At 43.9% G+C, this 17,452-nt stretch carries 20 protein-coding genes and 1 riboswitch; all 20 genes read left to right on the forward strand.

Annotated features, from left to right (window positions below):
- Position 1: 1 nt before the first annotated feature.
- The 20 genes from cobT (at position 2) to FKX92_RS09280 (ending at position 17,327) form a co-directional block, all read left to right on the forward strand.
- Positions 2-1,069, forward strand: coding sequence for a nicotinate-nucleotide--dimethylbenzimidazole phosphoribosyltransferase (gene cobT, locus FKX92_RS09185; RefSeq protein WP_187759418.1), 1,068 nt, complete (start codon positions 2-4; stop codon positions 1,067-1,069).
- Between the two features lie 12 nt (positions 1,070-1,081).
- Positions 1,082-1,681 carry a cob(I)yrinic acid a,c-diamide adenosyltransferase gene (locus FKX92_RS09190; RefSeq protein WP_125340456.1) on the forward strand — a complete coding sequence of 200 codons (600 nt, stop codon included), beginning with the start codon at positions 1,082-1,084 and terminating at the stop codon, positions 1,679-1,681.
- A gap of 260 nt (positions 1,682-1,941) precedes the next feature.
- A riboswitch (adenosylcobalamin (AdoCbl) riboswitch) is annotated at positions 1,942-2,090 on the reverse strand.
- A 310-nt stretch (positions 2,091-2,400) separates the two neighbouring features.
- Positions 2,401-3,543, forward strand: coding sequence for a 1-propanol dehydrogenase PduQ (locus FKX92_RS09195; protein WP_149566142.1), 1,143 nt, complete (start codon positions 2,401-2,403; stop codon positions 3,541-3,543).
- A 96-nt stretch (positions 3,544-3,639) separates the two neighbouring features.
- Positions 3,640-3,984: a BMC domain-containing protein gene (locus FKX92_RS09200; RefSeq protein ID WP_002898216.1), complete on the forward strand. Its 345-nt coding sequence runs from the start codon at positions 3,640-3,642 to the stop codon at positions 3,982-3,984.
- A gap of 24 nt (positions 3,985-4,008) precedes the next feature.
- Positions 4,009-4,584 (forward strand): ANTAR domain-containing response regulator, encoded by a 576-nt coding sequence (locus FKX92_RS09205; protein WP_149566143.1) that lies wholly within the window; start codon positions 4,009-4,011, stop codon positions 4,582-4,584.
- Positions 4,584-6,020, forward strand: coding sequence for a PAS domain-containing sensor histidine kinase (locus FKX92_RS09210; RefSeq protein ID WP_125401321.1), 1,437 nt, complete (start codon positions 4,584-4,586; stop codon positions 6,018-6,020). Before FKX92_RS09205 ends, FKX92_RS09210 begins: the two co-directional genes overlap by 1 nt.
- 113 nt (positions 6,021-6,133) lie before the next feature.
- Positions 6,134-7,567, forward strand: a complete 1,434-nt coding sequence (gene eutA / locus FKX92_RS09215; RefSeq protein ID WP_149566144.1) for an ethanolamine ammonia-lyase reactivating factor EutA — start codon at positions 6,134-6,136, stop codon at positions 7,565-7,567.
- A gap of 31 nt (positions 7,568-7,598) precedes the next feature.
- A complete protein-coding gene (locus FKX92_RS09220; protein ID WP_002903902.1) occupies positions 7,599-8,969 on the forward strand; it encodes an ethanolamine ammonia-lyase subunit EutB in 1,371 nt (456 codons plus the stop codon).
- A 16-nt stretch (positions 8,970-8,985) separates the two neighbouring features.
- Positions 8,986-9,906 carry an ethanolamine ammonia-lyase subunit EutC gene (gene eutC, locus FKX92_RS09225; RefSeq protein WP_002919542.1) on the forward strand — a complete coding sequence of 307 codons (921 nt, stop codon included), beginning with the start codon at positions 8,986-8,988 and terminating at the stop codon, positions 9,904-9,906.
- A 15-nt stretch (positions 9,907-9,921) separates the two neighbouring features.
- Positions 9,922-10,575: an ethanolamine utilization microcompartment protein EutL gene (eutL, locus tag FKX92_RS09230; protein ID WP_009659835.1), complete on the forward strand. Its 654-nt coding sequence runs from the start codon at positions 9,922-9,924 to the stop codon at positions 10,573-10,575.
- Positions 10,576-10,590: 15 nt separating this feature from the next.
- Complete coding sequence (locus FKX92_RS09235; RefSeq protein WP_002910480.1) at positions 10,591-11,154, forward strand: BMC domain-containing protein; 564 nt, start codon at positions 10,591-10,593, stop codon at positions 11,152-11,154.
- Between the two features lie 6 nt (positions 11,155-11,160).
- The gene (locus FKX92_RS09240) at positions 11,161-12,639 is read left to right on the forward strand and encodes an acetaldehyde dehydrogenase (acetylating) (protein ID WP_149566145.1); all 1,479 of its coding nucleotides are present in this window, start codon (positions 11,161-11,163) and stop codon (positions 12,637-12,639) included.
- Positions 12,640-12,673: 34 nt separating this feature from the next.
- Positions 12,674-12,955 carry a propanediol utilization microcompartment protein PduA gene (pduA, locus tag FKX92_RS09245; protein WP_002898203.1) on the forward strand — a complete coding sequence of 94 codons (282 nt, stop codon included), beginning with the start codon at positions 12,674-12,676 and terminating at the stop codon, positions 12,953-12,955.
- Positions 12,956-13,010: 55 nt separating this feature from the next.
- On the forward strand, positions 13,011-13,286 hold the full coding sequence (gene pduA, locus FKX92_RS09250; RefSeq protein WP_002896373.1) for a propanediol utilization microcompartment protein PduA: 276 nt from the start codon (positions 13,011-13,013) through the stop codon (positions 13,284-13,286).
- A 196-nt stretch (positions 13,287-13,482) separates the two neighbouring features.
- Entirely contained in the window at positions 13,483-14,124 is a 642-nt protein-coding gene (locus FKX92_RS09255; RefSeq protein WP_149566146.1) for a hypothetical protein, read from the forward strand.
- Between the two features lie 23 nt (positions 14,125-14,147).
- Positions 14,148-14,774: an ethanolamine utilization phosphate acetyltransferase EutD gene (gene eutD / locus FKX92_RS09260; protein WP_002896361.1), complete on the forward strand. Its 627-nt coding sequence runs from the start codon at positions 14,148-14,150 to the stop codon at positions 14,772-14,774.
- A 31-nt stretch (positions 14,775-14,805) separates the two neighbouring features.
- Entirely contained in the window at positions 14,806-15,453 is a 648-nt protein-coding gene (locus FKX92_RS09265; protein ID WP_002911857.1) for a hypothetical protein, read from the forward strand.
- Between the two features lie 14 nt (positions 15,454-15,467).
- Positions 15,468-15,749, forward strand: coding sequence for a EutN/CcmL family microcompartment protein (locus tag FKX92_RS09270; protein WP_002896356.1), 282 nt, complete (start codon positions 15,468-15,470; stop codon positions 15,747-15,749).
- 16 nt (positions 15,750-15,765) lie between these two features.
- A complete protein-coding gene (locus FKX92_RS09275; protein ID WP_002896353.1) occupies positions 15,766-16,860 on the forward strand; it encodes an ethanolamine utilization protein EutH in 1,095 nt (364 codons plus the stop codon).
- A 17-nt stretch (positions 16,861-16,877) separates the two neighbouring features.
- Positions 16,878-17,327 (forward strand): cupin domain-containing protein, encoded by a 450-nt coding sequence (locus FKX92_RS09280; RefSeq protein ID WP_002898196.1) that lies wholly within the window; start codon positions 16,878-16,880, stop codon positions 17,325-17,327.
- Positions 17,328-17,452 lie beyond the last annotated feature (125 nt).

Genomic DNA, 17,452 nt, shown 5'->3' on the forward strand with positions numbered 1-17,452 from the left:
TTTGAAAGACTTAGAAAAAATTATTGAGCAGATTCTTCCGATAGATAAAGACAAGCTTCAAGAAGGCCAGCGCTACTGTGATCAGCTAGGAAAGCCGCCAGGCTCCTTAGGGAAGCTCGAGACCATCTATGCTCGCTTGCATGCCATGTTTTCTGGTCCCATTGATTTGGAGAAGAAGATTGTCCTTGTCTACGTAGCGGATAATGGCATCGTGGCTGAAGGCGTTTCTGCCAATCCTCAGGAAACGACCTATACTGTTGCTCGCAATATTCTAGCAGGGAAATCAGGCTTGTGTGCTATTTCCAAACATGCTGGTTCAGACATCTGCCTGGTAGACATTGGCTGCAAGAAGGATATCTTTGAGGAAAATAAGGACAAGGTCTGTCATGGGACGCGCAATATGCTTGAGGAGCAGGCCATGACTCGCGAGCAGGCCATAACGGCAATTCTAGTCGGCTACAAGAAGACAGAGGCCTTGATTAAAGACGGCTATCGTCTCTTTGGAACAGGAGAAATGGGGATTGGCAACACCACCACCTCGGCTGCTGTCATTGCGGCAGTTCTCGGTCTCAAAGCAGAAGACGTCACAGGCTATGGAGCTGGTCTGACTCAGGATATGAAGACTCATAAAACAGCCGTTATCCAGCAGTGTTTGGATCGTCACGCTCCTTATGGAGATATTCTGGATCTGACCGCTAAGCTTGGTGGGCTAGATATGCTGGCTATGGCAGGCACTCATCTCGCCTGTGCCAGCTATCAGCTGCCATGTGTAGTGGACGGTCTTATTTCTCTGACGGGGCTGCTGATTGCCCATCAGCTGACTCCTAATGTCTTGGACTATACCTTTGCTTCCCATGCTTCGACGGAGCCTGCTTACAAACTGGTCAGTGACTTTCTAGGACTGGAGCCTATGCTTTTGCTGGATATGCGACTGGGTGAAGGCTCGGGCTGTCCTTTGGCTTTCTTTCTGCTGGAAAATGCTGTCTATACCATGGAGCACATGCCAACCTTTGCTGAAGGCAGCTTGAAAGAAGAAGATTATGTTGATATTCGCAAAAATGTGACTTAAAGGAGGAAAAATATGCAACTCTATACAAAAACAGGTGACAAGGGCTTGACCAAGCTAGTTGGCGGTCAAAGTGTCGCCAAGGATGCAGAACGGGTTAATGCTTACGGAACCATTGATGAGCTTAACTCTTGGATTGGTTATACTATTACCAAGCTGGAGAAGGATGATAAGCTGAGAGATGAGTTGCTCCAGCTGCAGCATTATCTCTTTGACTGTGGTTCAGACCTCTCTACACCAAAGGGAGTTTACCCTTATAAGGTCGATCAGCAGCTGATTGACTGGATTGAGGAGAGGATTGATACCTACGCAGAAATTCCACCGGCTCTGGAAAGATTTATCCTACCAGGCGGTGACGAGATTGCTTCCATGATTCATGTGGCTCGGACCATTGCAAGACGGGCAGAACGCCATATCGTAGGGGCTATGTGGACTACGGAAATTAACAATAATGTCCTGATTTTTGTCAACCGTCTGTCAGATTACTTCTTTGCCTTGGCTCGAGTAATCAACTTTACCAAGCATCAAGAAGACATCGCCTACGAAAGAGGTGCCAAGGTCTTCCACAATATTACTAAGGCAGATGTTGAGCGTTGGGCGAGCAAGCGCCAGTGATAAAAAGAAACAGAAAAAGTTCTGTCTTTCCAATTCGGACTTTACCGAGTCTTGGAAGGACAGAACTTATTTTGATGTTCTAAAAAAGAAAGCCGCCTATACATCATCGTATCTTCATGCTAAGCTTCGTTGATTAGCACTAGCTTTCCAATTATTGACTCTGCTCCTTTGCAGAAAGACAAGAGAAACCTCATCTTTAGAAAATTAACGTACTTAAACGTAGAGTCAATAATGGAAACTAAGCTAAAATGTTTGTTCCAAACTGACATCACTACCTTACATCGAGGCATGAAATCTACTAAAATTTAAGAATAAAGACCTGACTTAAAGCTGAAAAGCTTATCACAGTGGCGGGACCGCGCTGGATTTGCACCAGACTTCCATATCCTTAAAAGTACTAAAATCAATTTCCTAGTAACTAGATTGTAACACCTTTCACAGGGAATTACAAGGAAAATGAACTAAATTTTAATAAAAATTTAATCCTTTAAATAAGCTTGCCTTTGCTGTGAGATGCGGTGCTAAAAATTTCTTATATTAATGACTTTTTCATTGCTATGAAAGCGCTTTTGTGTTATAATTCAATATAGTACAAAGGGGTACTGAAGATAAATAAGCAATGAAGCTATATGAAAATGCTGTGACGTGTGTAGGGGAACAGTCTTATTTTCATATAGCTTCTTTTTGTTTAAAAATAGATACAACAGAAAGGAGAAAAGATGTATAAGATTTCCTATAAGACTGAATTGCATGTGGGCAAGGGCGCTCTGCAGCAATTAAGCCATTATAAAAACGAGCATATTCTAGTCGTTGCCGATCCTTTTTTGAAGACATCTGGCACGTTGGATGCCATTTTAGCCAACTTTGATGACAGCAATGATATTGTTGTTTTCACGGATATTGTGCCTGATCCGCCAATCGAAACGGTTGTGGCTGGTATCAAGAGTGCAGGAGACAAGCCAATCAGCATTGTGCTTTCTATTGGTGGCGGCTCTGCTATTGATGCTTCCAAGGCTATGTATTATTTTGCCAAGAAACAGGGTGCCTTCTCCGAGGCTATTCTCATCGCCATCCCGACGACAAGCGGAACTGGATCTGAAGTAACGTCCTTTTCTGTCATCACGGATGCAGAGAGAGGTACCAAATATCCTTTAGTGACCAAAGAAATCCTTCCGGATGTTGCGATCTTAGATGCGGATTTGGTTCTGTCACTTCCTGGTAACATCACGGCTGACACTGGAATGGATGTACTGACTCATGCCATTGAAGCTTATGTATCGACCAAGGCTACGGACTTCTCTGATGCCTTGGCTGAAAAGGCAATCAAGCTGGTCTTTGAATACCTGCCTAAAGCCTACAAAAATGGTCAGGATGTAGAAGCGCGTGAAAAGATGCATGCAGCATCCACTCTGGCTGGTATGGCCTTTAACACAGCTTCTTTGGGGATCAATCACAGTCTGGCACATGCGGCAGGCGCTAAATTCCATGTACCTCATGGTCGTTTAAATAGTATTTTAATGCCCCATGTCATTCAATATAATGCTGGTATCGAATTCAACAATCGGAACCGGCAGGTGACAGACAAGACTGTAGCAAGTCGCTATCAGGATATTGCCAAACTACTGGGATGCAGTGCTTCAAGTCCTGTGTCAGGAGTAAGACAGCTGGTTGAAGCCATCAAGAAACTGCAAAGAAAGCTGGAGATGCCAACTTCTCTAAGAGAATATGGTGTGAAAGCAGATGCTTTTGCTCAGTACAAGGTAGAAATTTCAGAAGCTGCTCTGCATGATGGCTGTACTCCGACTAACCCTCGCGTTCCTACGGCAGAAGAACTGCTTAAAGTATTAGAGAAAGCGTTTTAATCCTCTGAATTGCTGTTATGCCAAAATTATTGTATAATGATTAAGAGCATGCAGTACACTTCTGAAGGTTTAAAATCATGAAGAAGGTTTACTAAATTGGAAGAAAAACAAAGAATGATACAGGAATATGTTCCTGGGAAACAAGTGACCTTGGCGCACCTTATCGCTAATCCTGATGAAGTCATTTTTGAAAAATTGGGATTGCAGGCAGAAATCAAGGATGCGATTGGAATCTTGACGATCACTCCGAGTGAAGCGGCTATCATTGCGGTTGATATTGCGACCAAGGCTGCGGATGTTCAAGTTGGTTTTGTGGATCGTTTCAGCGGCTCTGTCGTGATGACAGGTGACGTTTCTTCTGTTGAGGCAGCTCTCATTGCCGTTTTACAAGGTCTGGAAGAGATTTTGGGCTTCTCCAGCACTGTCGTAACGCGGACATAAAAAATCAAACTGTCGAGGGGAAGTATGAAAGGCAGAATACTAATTGTTGATGATGATCCAATTGTAAGATTAGATATCCGAAATATATTAGAGGCAGCTGATTATGAAGTGGTGGCTGAGGCATCCGATGGCTTTGAGGCTATTGATTTGTGTCAGAAATATCGTTGTGACTTGGTCATGATGGACATCAAGCTTCCGCTTCTGGATGGCCTGACAGCGGGTAAGAAGATACTCGAAGACGCTTTAGCCTACAGTGTGATTCTACTGTCAGCCTACAGCGATGAACACTATATTCAAAAAGCTAAAACCAATGGGATTAGTGCTTACTTGGTTAAACCTTTGGATGCCAAGTCCTTGATTCCAATGGTAGAAATCTGCATTGAGAAGGGCCGCCAGCTTCAGCAGATGTCCAATGAAATGGTCAAGCTGTCTAAAAAAATAGACGATCGGATTGTGATTGAAAAGGCTAAAGGCTTGCTGATGGCTCGTGATCATTTGTCAGAGCCAGAAGCTTTCAAGCGCATTCGGACAATTAGTATGCAAAAGAGAGTGCCGATGATTGAGATTGCTAAATTGCTGGTGCTCCAAGATGATGTGTAATGATGTATAAAGATAAGATAAAGCAGCTTTGTCAGGAACAGACAAATTTGGATGAGGCTGATATCGAGCATCTTGTCCAACAGGCTGACGAATTATTGAAAAACTCAGCTTATGCTAATGAAGATGTCTTCATTGACGTAAAGAATATCTTTTCGGAACATGCCATTGTCATCTTTCACAAAAAACCGGAAAGCAAGCTCAGCTTGTACGAAAACTCGGTCGTAGGTGCTATGGCTTACCTGGAAAATGAGCCAGGTGTTATCCGGACCTTGGAGACGGGCGCTCCCTCGATTGGGCTTTCGGCCAGATCGCAGGAGGGCTTAGCCATCCACCAGACGGTCTTTCCGATAGTGAGAGAAGAGCGCGTCATCGGAACGCTGATTATCGAAAAAAATGCTCCTCAGACTTTACCGGACCACTTTTCTTTGGATAAAGAGGACGGCGGTTTTGGGTTGCGAAGCACTCCTGAGATTTCAGCTCAAGAGCAGTTTGTTTTATTTGATCATATTGACGAAGCTTGTCTGGTCTTTGACCAGCAAGGCTATCTCAAGTATTTCAATCAAGCAGCTGCCGATTCTTATCGCCATAAGCTGGGCTATATGGACTCGATTGAGGGAATGCACTATAGCAATCTGGTCTTAGACAGTCTGACTTTTGAAGAAATCCAGCAACTGGGACCGCAAGCCCCTCAAGAAAAACCTCACCAAGTTGAGGTACATTATGGCACTTATTGCTTTTTGGTCAAACGCTATCTGCTGGCTGAGAGTGAAAATGTGGTCATGATCTGTAAGGATATTACAGACATTAAGGAAAAGGAAGCACAGCTCTTAACCCATACAACTACCATTCGTGAAATGAACCATCGGGTAAAGAATAACTTGCAAACCGTTGTTTCCTTGCTGCGACTACAGGCTCAGCAAAGTCCAGGAGCAGACACAAAAAAAGCTCTTAATGACAGTATGAATCGTGTGCTCTCCATAGCGGCGACTCACGAGCTCCTGTCTTCTCAGCAGGATGACAGCATTCAGATTGAGCATCTGCTGAAGAGAGTTATCGAAAATGTTCAGCGTTGTTTTTCCGGGCATAGGGAAATAACCCTTACCTATAGTCTGGAACCGGAACTCTGTCTTGATAGCAGCCGGGCCACTTCACTGGCGCTAATCGTCAATGAATTACTGCAGAACAGCTATGAACATGCTTTTAAGGACAAAAAAAATCAAGAAAAACCGCAAATCCGTTTGCAGGTTGGACTTAAAAATGATATAATAACTTTAAAAGTACTGGATAATGGTAGCGGTTACAATCAAGAGCACACCTTTGAAAATCATCTAGGCCTGCTCTTGGTGGAACGCTTTGTCCAAGGAAAATTGTTTGGAACCTTGTCTATCCACTCAGACCATGAGGGAACGGCAACGACCATTCGTTTTAAAAAATAAATACTACCAGACTAACAATGATGTCAGTCGAAAAAAGCAATGACGCTTGAAGAATGTAAATGAACTCTGTTTGTTTGCATTGCTTTGAGCGTCTTTTTTTGGAGGTTTTTAGTATGTCAGATAAAATTTTGAGTGTGGGGCTCGATATCGGGACAGCCACTACACAGCTGATCTTGTCAGAGCTTACCATCGAGAATATTGCTTCTGTGTTTACTATTCCTCGTGTCTATATTACAGATAAAAAAGTTCTTTATAAAAGTGAAATTATCTTCACACCAATTTCGGATCAACTTTTGATCGAGGTGGATAAGATCAAAAACTTTGTTCTGAATGAGTATGCGAAAGCAGGCATTCAGAAAAAAGATATTCAGATGGGAGCAGTCATCATTACTGGTGAGACGGCTCGCAAGGAAAATGCCAGTCAGGTGCTTCAAGCACTGAGTGGCTATGCTGGTGACTTTGTCGTTGCGACGGCTGGTCCAGACCTTGAGAGTATCATCGCTGGTAAAGGGGCCTGCAGTCATCAGTATTCTCAAGAGCATCATACATCAGTCGTCAATATTGATATTGGTGGGGGGACTTCCAATCTGGCGGTCTTTCGAGAAGGAGATGTGATTGATACAGGGTGTTTTGATATCGGAGGTCGGCTGATAAAGATGGATCCGCAGACCCAGCGGATTAGCTATATTGCTCCAAAACTGCAGACTATCATTGCAGAGCAGGGGCTTCAGCTGGCAGTTGGTGAAACGGTCCATCGGGCTGATTTGGATCGGCTGATTCAAGAAATGGTCTCCGTATTAGAACAGTCTGTAGGAATTGACAATCACAGTCCTTACTATGAGCTCCTACAGACCAACCACGGTCTCAAGTTGAACTATGATCTCCACTGCGTATCCTTTTCTGGTGGTGTAGCTGATGGAATATATTTGGAAACGACCTCGGCGGATGATTTCCGCTATGGGGATATCGGTATCCTGCTTGGCAGGGCGCTGAGAAAATCCAAGATTTTTGATCAAAAGAAAGTCATCCAGTCAGCTGAGACTATTCGGGCAACCGTTGTTGGAGCCGGCAGCCATACGACCGATGTCAGCGGCAGTACCATTACCTACATCTCTGATATCCTCCCTATTAAGAACATTCCAGTTCTCAAACTGGCAGCTTCTGATGAGCATGAGGATAAGGAGGGGCTGCAGCAGATTATCAAGGACAAGGTGGCCTGGTTCACACTGGAAAATGAAGTCCAGCAGGTGGCTTTGGCAATCAATGGAGAAAAAAGCCCAAGCTTCGCCCGAGTTTTGGAATACGCAGAGGCTATTGTCAGCGGAATGAGCGAAAGTATTGAAAAGAAAATTCCGCTGCTAGTGGTAGTCAGAGAAGATATGGCCAAGGTTTTAGGTCAATGTCTCTTTGCTCAGTTGCCTAAGGATTATCCATTTGTCTGCATTGACTCAGTGGATGTTCAAAATGGCGACTATATCGATATTGGTAATCCAGTTATTGAAGGCTCGGTCTTACCGATTGTTGTGAAAACATTGGTGTTTAATTAAACTTTTATTTACACAAAGGAGGAAGTAATCCATGATTTTGAAAACAAAATTGTTTGGTCGGCTTTACGAATTTAAATCCGTAAAAGAAGTGCTGGCCAAAGCCAATGAGTACAAATCCGGAGATCAGCTAGCCGGAGTAGCAGCAGAATCTGCCGAAGAGCGTGTCGCTGCTAAGGTTGTACTAGCTCAGCTAAAACTGTCTGATTTGTTCAATAATCCGGTAGTGCCTTATGAAGAAGATGAGGTAACGCGGATTATCATCGACGACGTCAATCTTCGTACTTACGAAAAGATTAAGAATTGGACAGTAGAAGAGCTGCGTGAATGGATCTTGGATAACAAGACTAAGAACGTAGATATTCAGTGGCTGTCTCGTGGGTTGACTTCTGAAATGGTAGCAGCAGTTGCTAAGTTGATGACTAACTTGGACTTGATTGTAGCTGCCAATAAGATTGTCATTACCAAACATGCCAATACAACGATTGGTATGCCGGGAACATTCTCTTCTCGTCTTCAACCAAACCATACCACAGACGATCCAGACGGTATCATGGCTTCTACTATGGAAGGTTTTGCTTATGGATGTGGGGATGCTCTCTTAGGATTGAACCCAGTAGACGACTCAGTAGAAAGTACCAAACGTGTCTTGCATAAGTTTAACGACTTCATCGAAGAGTACAAGATTCCAACTCAGCACTGTGTGCTAGCTCACGTCACTACTCAGATTGAAGCCATGAATCAAGGTGCTCCAACAGGATTGGTCTTCCAGTCTATCGCTGGATCTGAAAAAGGAAATGAAGCCTTTGGTTTTGATGCTAAAATCATTCAAGAAGCTTGGGATACAGCTCTGAAAGTGGGAACAGCTGCTGGACCGAATGTCATGTACTTTGAAACAGGTCAAGGTTCTGAACTTTCATCTGATGCTCACCATGGAGCAGACCAAGTGACTATGGAAGCTCGTTGTTATGGCTTCGCTAAACGCTTCGATCCATTCTTGGTAAATACCGTTGTTGGATTCATCGGACCTGAGTATCTCTACGATTCTAAGCAGGTTATCCGTGCTGGTTTGGAAGACCACTTCATGGGCAAACTGACTGGTATCTCAATGGGTTGTGATATCTGCTACACTAACCACATGAAAGCTGACCAAAACGACGCTGAAAATCTCTTGGTTCTTCTCGGAGCAGCTAATGTTAACTACATCATGGCGATTCCTCATGGTGACGATATCATGCTTAACTATCAAACAACTGGTTACCATGAAACAGCAACCATGCGTTCACTTCTCAATAAACGTCCGATTAAGGAATTTGAAGAGTGGATGGAAAAGATGGGCTTGATGGAAGATGGCCACCTGACAGAAATCGGCGGAGACGGATCCATCTTTATGAAATCAAATTAGCAAGGAGGAAATCATTGTGGATGAATTGCAATTAAAAGAAATGATTCGCTCATTGTTAAATGAGATGGGCGGCGACTCAGCTGTTAAAGAAACAGCAGCGACTGACCAGAACAAAGCTGAAAAACCTGCGGTTTCTCTGCAGGAAGAAGTCAAACAAGACACTTCAGTGATTGAAGATGGCATCATTCCGGATATAACAGAAGTAGATATCCAGGAACAGTTCTTAGTTCCGAATGCCATCAATGAAGAAGCTTACCGGAAGATTAAGAAATTTACTCCGGCACGTCTGGGCTTATGGCGAGCAGGTGATCGCTACAAGACACAAAGTGTTTTGCGTTTCCGTGCAGACCATGCGGCAGCTCAGGATGCGGTCTTCTCCTATGTCTCAGATGACTTTATCAAGGAAATGGGCTTCATTCCTGTACAGACTAAGGCGACTACTAAAGATGAATATTTGACACGTCCAGATTTTGGCCGGGTCTTCCCTGAAGATCAGCAGGCGATTATCAAGGAAAAATGCAAACCTAATGCCAAAGTTCAGATTGTCGTTGGTGATGGTCTTAGCTCATCAGCTATCGAGGCTAACGTCAAAGACTTCCTGCCAGCTCTGAAGCAAGGTCTGAAAATGTTCGGACTGGACTTTGGTGAAGTACTCTTTATCAAGCATGCTCGGGTTGCAGCTATGGACCAAATCGCAGAACTGACTGGAGCAGAAGTTATCTGTATGCTGGTCGGTGAGCGTCCAGGTCTGGTAACAGCTGAGTCTATGAGTGCTTATCTGGCTTACAAGCCAACAGTTGGTATGCCAGAAGCGAAACGGACCGTTGTTTCCAATATTCATAAAGGCGGAACACCAGCCGTTGAAGCTGGAGCCTATGTAGCAGAAATCATTAAGAAGATTCTTGATAATAAGAAATCAGGAATTGATTTGAAATAATAGGAGGTAGTGGCTTTGAAAAATGATCGATTAGGTGCAAATGTATTAAGTGCCCTTCTGATTTCAAACGTGGATGCAGGTTTGGCAGCTTCTTTGGAGCTTAAACCACATCACAGAAGCCTGGGAATTATCACTTCTGACTGTGATGATGTCACTTATGTAGCCTTGGATGAAGCAACCAAGGCAGCAGATGTCGAAGTGGTCTATGCTCGCAGTATGTATGCTGGTGCAGGCAACGCTTCAACTAAGCTGGCTGGTGAAGTCATCGGTATCTTGGCTGGTCCAAACCCAGAAGAAGTTCGCAGCGGTCTGGATGTAGCAGTCTATGAAATCGAAAATGGGGCTAGCTTCTACAGTGCCAATGATGATGACAGTATTCCTTATTTTGCTCATTGTATCTCTCGTGCAGGTTCTTACCTGTCAGAGGGTGCTAATGCAGAAGAAGGAACAGCAATTGCTTACTTGATTGCTCCACCGGGTGAAGCTATGGTGGCACTGGATGCGGCTTTGAAAGCGGCAGATGTGCAAGTTGGAGCCTTCTATGGACCACCGAGCGAAACCAACTTTGCCGGCGGCCTTCTGGTCGGATCACAGTCAGCATGCCGAGCTGCCTGCGACGCATTTGCGAATGCAGTTATCGCAGTAGCAAATGATCCTAAAAGTTATTGATTAGGAGTTGATTAAATGGCAGATAGAGCACTAGGTTTAATTGAAGTAAAAGGTTATCTAGGTGCTGTAGTTGCTGCAGATGCGGCTTTGAAGGCTGCCAATGTATCATTGCTTAATATTGAAACGGTCAAAGCTGGTTTGAATACGGTTCAATTGATAGGCGATGTCAGTGCAGTCCGCTCAGCGGTTGATGCGGCAGTTGAGTTGGTACAGGATAAACCTTACTATCTGGCCAGCCATGTAATTTCTAGGCTGGATAATCAGACAGACCTTCTCTTTGTACCAAAGAGAAATAGTAAAACAGCTAAAAAAGAGATTGCTTCTACGGCGGAAACAATCCCTTCAGAAAAAATCGAAGAAAAGCCTCAGCCTGTAAAGGAAACTAAGGCTGAACCAGCAGAGAAGCTTGAAGGAGAGACAAGGACCTACACCAGAGAAGAACTGGAAAAACTAAAAGTCGTCGAACTACGCAGCCTTGCCTATCATCAAGAAGGTATCCGTCTCAGCAAGAAAGAAATCAAATTTGCCAACAAGAAACTTCTCGTTGAGACTTTGATGGAAACAATAGGAGAGGAGTAATTGCGGATGTTTTTAGAAGATAAAGATTTGGTATCGATTCAGGAAGTAAGGAATTTGATTCGGGATGCAAAGAAAGCCCAAGCAGAACTTGCTAAAATGAGCCAAGAGCAAATTGATACCATTGTAAAAGTAGTAGCGAAAGCTTGTTATGATGAGCGTGAACGCCTAGCGAAGATGGCGGCTCAGGAAACTGGCTTTGGCCGCTGGGAAGACAAGGTGTTGAAAAATGCTCTTGCTTCCAAAGGTATTCTTGAAGAAATCAAGGATATGAAAACGGTTGGGGTTCTCAGCGAAGACAAGGAAAAGAAAGTCTTGGAAGTTGGGGTTCCAGTCGGTGTCATTGCTGGCTTGATTCCATCAACCAACCCGACATCAACGGTTATGTATAAGGCTTTGATCGCCTTGAAGGCAGGAAACAGTATCGTCTTCTCTCCTCACCCAAATGCTCTTAAGTGTATTGAGGAAACGGTGGAAATCATCAAGAAAGCTGCTAAATCAGCTGGCTGTCCGGATGGAGCCATCAGCGCGATTCATCGGGTATCTATCGCAGCTACAAATGAGTTGATGCGGCACAAGGATACAAATCTGATTTTGGCGACTGGCGGAAATGCCATGGTCAAAGCAGCTTACTCATCTGGTACACCAGCAATCGGTGTAGGTCCTGGTAATGGTCCAGCCTTCATCGAAAGAACAGCAGATGTGCCAAAAGCAGTTCGTCAGATTTTGGATTCTAAAACCTTTGACAATGGTGTGATTTGTGCATCTGAGCAGTCTATCATCGTTGAAGAAGATATGAAGGAAAAAGTTGTAGCAGAGTTCAAGAAACAAGGTGCTTACTTTGTTCCAGCAGAAGATGCTAAGAAATTAGGCTCCTTCATTATCCAGCCGAGTGGCGCAATGAATCCGAAGATGGTTGGTAAAACACCGCAAGTGATTGCTGAGTTAGCCGGTATTTCAGTTCCAGCTGATGCTCGGGTCTTGATTGCAGAAGAAACAGGCGTCGGCAAGCAGTATCCATATTCTATGGAAAAACTGGCTCCGGTCTTGGGCTTCTACACTGTTAAGGACTGGTTGGAAGCTTGTGAGCTGAGTATTAAGATTTTGCATCATGAAGGTGCAGGCCACACTCTTGCTATCCACAGTCAAAACGAAGAAATTATTCGTGAATTTGCACTGAAAAAACCAGTATCTCGTCTGCTGATCAATACGCCAGCAGCTCTAGGTGGTGTCGGTGCAACGACTGGTCTCTTCCCAGCCTTTACTTTAGGTTGTGGAGCAGTGGGTGGCAGCGCGACATCTGATAATGTCAGCCCGCTCAATCTCTTCAATATCCGTCGTGTAGCATACGGGACAGCTGAACTATCAGACCTGCGAAAAGCAGAAAATATGGCAGTAGAAGAACCAAAAGCAGTAGCAGTTGACGGATCAAACGAAGAAGAACTGGTAACCTTGTTGGTTCAACGCGTATTGGAAAAACTAAAATAGTCAATATTAAACATTATAATTGGAGGATACAATCATGGCAAACGCAAATGCATTAGGAATGGTAGAAACAAGAGGACTTGTCGGCGCAATCGAAGCAGCTGATGCAATGGTCAAAGCGGCTAACGTAACTTTAGTTGGTAAAGAACAAGTCGGCGCTGGATTGGTAACAGTCTTGGTTCGTGGTGATGTCGGTGCAGTCAAAGCAGCGACAGATGCTGGAGCAGCTGCAGCAGAAAACGTTGGTGAATTGATTTCAGTTCACGTAATTCCACGTCCACATGCTGAAGTAGAAGTAATCTTACCTCATCAAGAATAAGATTACAGACTTTCGTATAAACTTAAAAACAAGAAAATAATTGGAGGAAATAAACATGGCAAACGCAAATGCATTAGGAATGGTAGAAACAAAAGGACTCGTCGGCGCAATCGAAGCAGCTGATGCAATGGTCAAAGCCGCTAACGTAACTTTGATTGGTAAAGAACAAGTCGGTGCTGGTTTGGTAACTGTAATGGTTCGTGGTGATGTCGGCGCAGTCAAAGCAGCAACAGATGCTGGAGCAGCTGCAGCTGAAAATGTTGGTGAATTGATTTCAGTTCACGTAATTCCACGTCCACATGCTGAAGTGGAAGTCATTCTTCCCAAATAATCTGGGACAGAAAAATATTTGCTGAAAGGGCCTGTATTGTAGTGTTCAGGCTTGATACAGGCCTCTGATGCAAATAGAATACTCAGTGAAAATGAAGCTTATGAGCAGCAGCTCGATACTAGACAGAAATGTTGATTTTCGGAGAGTATCAGATTGATTTTCACAGAGTATCAACGGAGTAGAAGGATGTGAATACATGTCAGTTTTTACAGAAGCTAAGATTAGAAAGCTTTATAGAGAATCCGTTCTCGCTGATAACGGTGTCTTTGAATTAAACAAAGATGAAAAACTGACGCCAGCAGCCAGAGGTTTTCTCAATGATCACCATATTCGAATTATTTCTTCAGGTCAGACCAAAGGGAAAACAGCCTCAGCTGCTGATGCTATCAGGGTGCCGATTACAAACCTTGAGGACTCTGCTGTGTATCCACGACTATTTAGACTGACTAAACTTTATACTTGCTTTTTGAAGAACCAGAGAGAATTGCATCAGGCTTTTCAGGATGAAAAGTGTGAGCAAGTTGGCCAACTATTGAACATAGTAGAACAAATCGTCGGCCATCATATTCTGGATGATATTTCTGATTACCAGACAGACCTGCCTAGCAATGCAGAATTGCAGGCCATTCGGGTCAGTCGACAGCTCGATCAAGAAACGGTTATGATGAGTTATCAGGAGCCGACTTGGCAGCTGAATTGCTATGATACATATATCGAAACGACCCTCCTGCGCAAAGAATTGGAGCAGGCTGCTGATGGTGACAGAGATCAATTTGCTTGTAAGGTTTCTCAATTATTAAAATCAATTGAAGTCTTGCTCTGGTTGATAGCAAGCTAATAACAAGAGAAAGAAGAACAGCAATGACTTTAGAAAATTTGGTAAATAAAGTAATTGATAAAGTTCAGGAAGAATTGCAGGGGTCATTTGAGGTAGAAGCGAGCGGACGTCATGTCCATTTGAGTCAGGAAGATTTGGAAGCCTTGTTTGGTCCCAACTATCAATTAACAAAAGCAAAAGACCTATCACAGCCAGGCCAGTTCGCTAGTCAAGAAAGACTGACAGTTGTCGGTCCAAAAGGCGCTTTTCACAATGTGGTTATTCTGGGACCTGTTCGCAAACATTCTCAGGTAGAAGTTTCCCTGACCGATTGTTTGCAGCTGGGCACCAAGGCTCCTATTCGCGAAAGTGGCGATATCGAAGGAACACCAGGTGTCATCTTGGCACATGGAGACAAGGCAGTTTGTCTGGATAAGGGCCTGATTGTAGCTAAACGTCATGTTCATATGACACCGGAAGATGCCGAACGTCTGAATGTAAAAAATCACGAGATTGTACAAGTCAGAGTAGAAGGAGCTCGTCCGCTGATATTTGATGATGTGGTTATCCGTGTTAGTCCTAAATTTGCAACCTATATGCATATTGACTACGATGAAGCCAATGCTTGTGGTTTCAAAAAAGGAACACGCGGACGGATTATTAAAAAATAAGTCGTATGAGCAAATAAAAGGTAGGTAAAGAATGGAAAATCTAGATCATTTAGTAGATTTGATTACAGACCGCCTGATGGAAAAGTTGAAGAAAAAGCCTCAGAAACCCTCAGTATACGTCATTGGAGGCGATAAGATTCCTGACTTATTAGAAGGGGAAGGCTTTCAAGTCGTAAAAGATTCTTGCACAGCAGAGATTGTTGTTGTTGAGTCGCTTGGTTTTGATGCTTTTCTAAGACTCTCATCCCTTTGCCCTTTAGCGGTGGAGGAAGCAGTCATTTTAAAGAGTCTTTTGAAAGGCAAAAAAGTCCTCGTATCAGACAGCACCTTTGCTATTCAACAGTACAAGCAATCTTCTAAAGTGTACTTGTATCAGGAACTGCAGGGACAGCGAGAAAAGCTGATTCGCTACGGTCTGCAATTTTATAAAGAAGGCCAACTCTTAGCACTCCTAGAAAGTGATCAGGCTGAAGAACCTCGCCCGGAAGTGAAACGGGCGGTGGCTGAAGAAGTCAGCCCGAAGACTAAGGCTCCGAGCAAGCCGGTTTTGCTTACAGAGAAGAGGCTGAGAGAAATGGGCTTACCTGAAAATGGAAGCTTTAAAATAGAAAAAGGAATGATTGTGACAGCCTTGGCGAGAGATTATCTAAAACGTCAAAAAATAGAAATCATAGAATAAAGGAGTGGGTAGAGATGTTTGTTGGTAAAGTAAAAGGAAGCCTTTGGGCGACTAGAAAAGACGAAAATTTAAATGGTTTGAAATTTTTAGTGGTCGAACGGCAGCTAAATGAACATCAAAGTGACCCAGCTCTGCTTATTGTGGCCGACTGCATCGGTGCAGGCGAAGGAGACCAAGTAATGGTAACCACTGGCAGTTCTGCCCGGATGAGCCTAAATAAGACGAATATCCCTGTAGATATGGTCGTTGTGGCTATCATTGACAAGGTTGACTATCACAGTGATGAAGAATATTAGAAACTAAGGTAATGTTATGAGTATCAATGAAATTATCATTTATATCATGGTGCTATTCATGCTGATCGGTGCAGTGGATAAATGTATCGGTGGCAAACTAGGACTAAGTGAAAAATTTGAAGAAGGAATCATGGCTATGGGAGCTTTGGCTCTGTCTATGGCTGGGATTATGGTAATCGCTCCCCTCTTGGCGGATGTCTTGAAACCAATTGTCGTGCCTTTGTATGGCTTGGTGGGCGCTGACCCGTCTATTTTTGCGACAACCTTCATTGCCAATGATATGGGAGGAGCTCCTCTGGCTCTCAGTCTGGCTCAGGATCCAGCGGTAGGAAATTTCGCTGCCTTTGTACTGGGCTCTATGATGGGGCCAACCATCGTCTTTACGATTCCGGTTGCCTTGGGTATTATCGAAAAAGATGACCGTCCGCTTTTGGCTCGTGGAATCTTATACGGTTTAGTAACTGTTCCGATTGGCTGTCTCCTCGGAGGAATTTTCGTGCCAGGTCTGCCTTTTGGAACCTTGGTTGTCAATCTTATCCCGATTATCATTGTATCTGCTCTGATTTTCATAGGATTGCTTTTGGCGCCTAATGCCATGATTAAAGGTTTTGAAGTGTTTGGTCAGATTATTGTTATCTTGGCAACGCTTGGTTTGGCCTTTGGTGCAGCGCAGCTTCTGACTGGAAATGAATGGCTCATTAGCCTCTATCCAAAAGGTGCTGAGACACTGAAGGAAGCCTTTGAAGTTGTCGGAACGATTGCCGTAACCTTGGCTGGAGCCTTTGGTCTGGTAGCTGTCTTTACCAAGGTAGCCAACAAACCACTTTCTGCTATCGGAAAATCCCTGGGAATGAACGAAGTTGGTGCAGCTGGTTTGGTAGCTTCTCTGGCTAATAACATTGCCATGTTCCAGATGATGAAGGATATGGACAAACGCGGTAAGATTATCAACGTAGCCTTTGCCGTATCTGCTTCCTTCGTTATTGGAGATCACCTAGGCTTCACAGCTGGTCAAAAACCGGAAATGATTGTGCCGATGATGATTGGTAAATTTGTCGGCGGTATCACAGCGGTATTACTGGCTTTCTTCTTAACGAAAAAGGAAGCTTAGACTTGGAGGTATGAAGTATGGCAGATATTAATCGTTCTGACCTAGAAACATTGGTTCGTAAGATTTTATTGGAAGAATTAGCCACTAAAGATGGTGGGAAGAAAGTCAGCAAGGCAGGCGTAGCTTCTATCGCCCTGCCAGGTCTAGATGTTCGTCCAGAAGATCGCTTGGATACAGGTGATTCGAGCCATCAAGTTTATACACGAGACTTGCTGACCTTAGATGAGAGTCCAAGATTAGGCTTGGGTCTGATGACCATGGAAAAGACAACTTTCCCTTGGCATCTGGACTATGATGAAGTGGATTATGTCATTGAAGGGCGTCTTGATATTATCGTTGGTGACGAAGTCATGACAGCTGGCCCTGGCGAAGTACTCTTTATCCCTAAAGGCAGCGACATTCAGTTCTCTGTCAGAGATAAGGCCCGCTTTATCTATGTGACTTATCCGGCTGACTGGCAAGGCTAGTTTGTTGGAGAATTGAACTATTGGATGATTATTCCCCACTAAGGGGAAGTGAAATACAGATGGTATCCCCATATAAAAACCAGTGCCTCTTTACTGCACTACAAAAGTTAGACACAAAAATCTAA

The sequence above is a fragment of the Streptococcus sanguinis genome, from assembly GCF_008329445.1.
GTDB classification, from domain to species: Bacteria; Bacillota; Bacilli; order Lactobacillales; family Streptococcaceae; genus Streptococcus; species Streptococcus sanguinis_O.

Excerpts from the sequence above, each read along its gene's own strand:
- FKX92_RS09190 (WP_125340456.1), top strand. The coding sequence starts at position 1,082 with ATGCAACTCTATACAAAAACAGGTGACAAGGGCTTGACCAAGCTAGTT.
- FKX92_RS09195 (WP_149566142.1), top strand. The coding sequence starts at position 2,401 with ATGTATAAGATTTCCTATAAGACTGAATTGCATGTGGGCAAGGGCGCT.
- FKX92_RS09205 (WP_149566143.1), top strand. The coding sequence starts at position 4,009 with ATGAAAGGCAGAATACTAATTGTTGATGATGATCCAATTGTAAGATTA.
- FKX92_RS09210 (WP_125401321.1), top strand. The coding sequence starts at position 4,584 with ATGATGTATAAAGATAAGATAAAGCAGCTTTGTCAGGAACAGACAAAT.
- eutA (WP_149566144.1), top strand. The coding sequence starts at position 6,134 with ATGTCAGATAAAATTTTGAGTGTGGGGCTCGATATCGGGACAGCCACT.
- FKX92_RS09220 (WP_002903902.1), top strand. The coding sequence starts at position 7,599 with ATGATTTTGAAAACAAAATTGTTTGGTCGGCTTTACGAATTTAAATCC.
- FKX92_RS09235 (WP_002910480.1), top strand. The coding sequence starts at position 10,591 with ATGGCAGATAGAGCACTAGGTTTAATTGAAGTAAAAGGTTATCTAGGT.
- FKX92_RS09240 (WP_149566145.1), top strand. The coding sequence starts at position 11,161 with ATGTTTTTAGAAGATAAAGATTTGGTATCGATTCAGGAAGTAAGGAAT.
- pduA (WP_002898203.1), top strand. The coding sequence starts at position 12,674 with ATGGCAAACGCAAATGCATTAGGAATGGTAGAAACAAGAGGACTTGTC.
- pduA (WP_002896373.1), top strand. The coding sequence starts at position 13,011 with ATGGCAAACGCAAATGCATTAGGAATGGTAGAAACAAAAGGACTCGTC.
- FKX92_RS09255 (WP_149566146.1), top strand. The coding sequence starts at position 13,483 with ATGTCAGTTTTTACAGAAGCTAAGATTAGAAAGCTTTATAGAGAATCC.
- eutD (WP_002896361.1), top strand. The coding sequence starts at position 14,148 with ATGACTTTAGAAAATTTGGTAAATAAAGTAATTGATAAAGTTCAGGAA.
- FKX92_RS09265 (WP_002911857.1), top strand. The coding sequence starts at position 14,806 with ATGGAAAATCTAGATCATTTAGTAGATTTGATTACAGACCGCCTGATG.
- FKX92_RS09270 (WP_002896356.1), top strand. The coding sequence starts at position 15,468 with ATGTTTGTTGGTAAAGTAAAAGGAAGCCTTTGGGCGACTAGAAAAGAC.
- FKX92_RS09275 (WP_002896353.1), top strand. The coding sequence starts at position 15,766 with ATGAGTATCAATGAAATTATCATTTATATCATGGTGCTATTCATGCTG.
- FKX92_RS09280 (WP_002898196.1), top strand. The coding sequence starts at position 16,878 with ATGGCAGATATTAATCGTTCTGACCTAGAAACATTGGTTCGTAAGATT.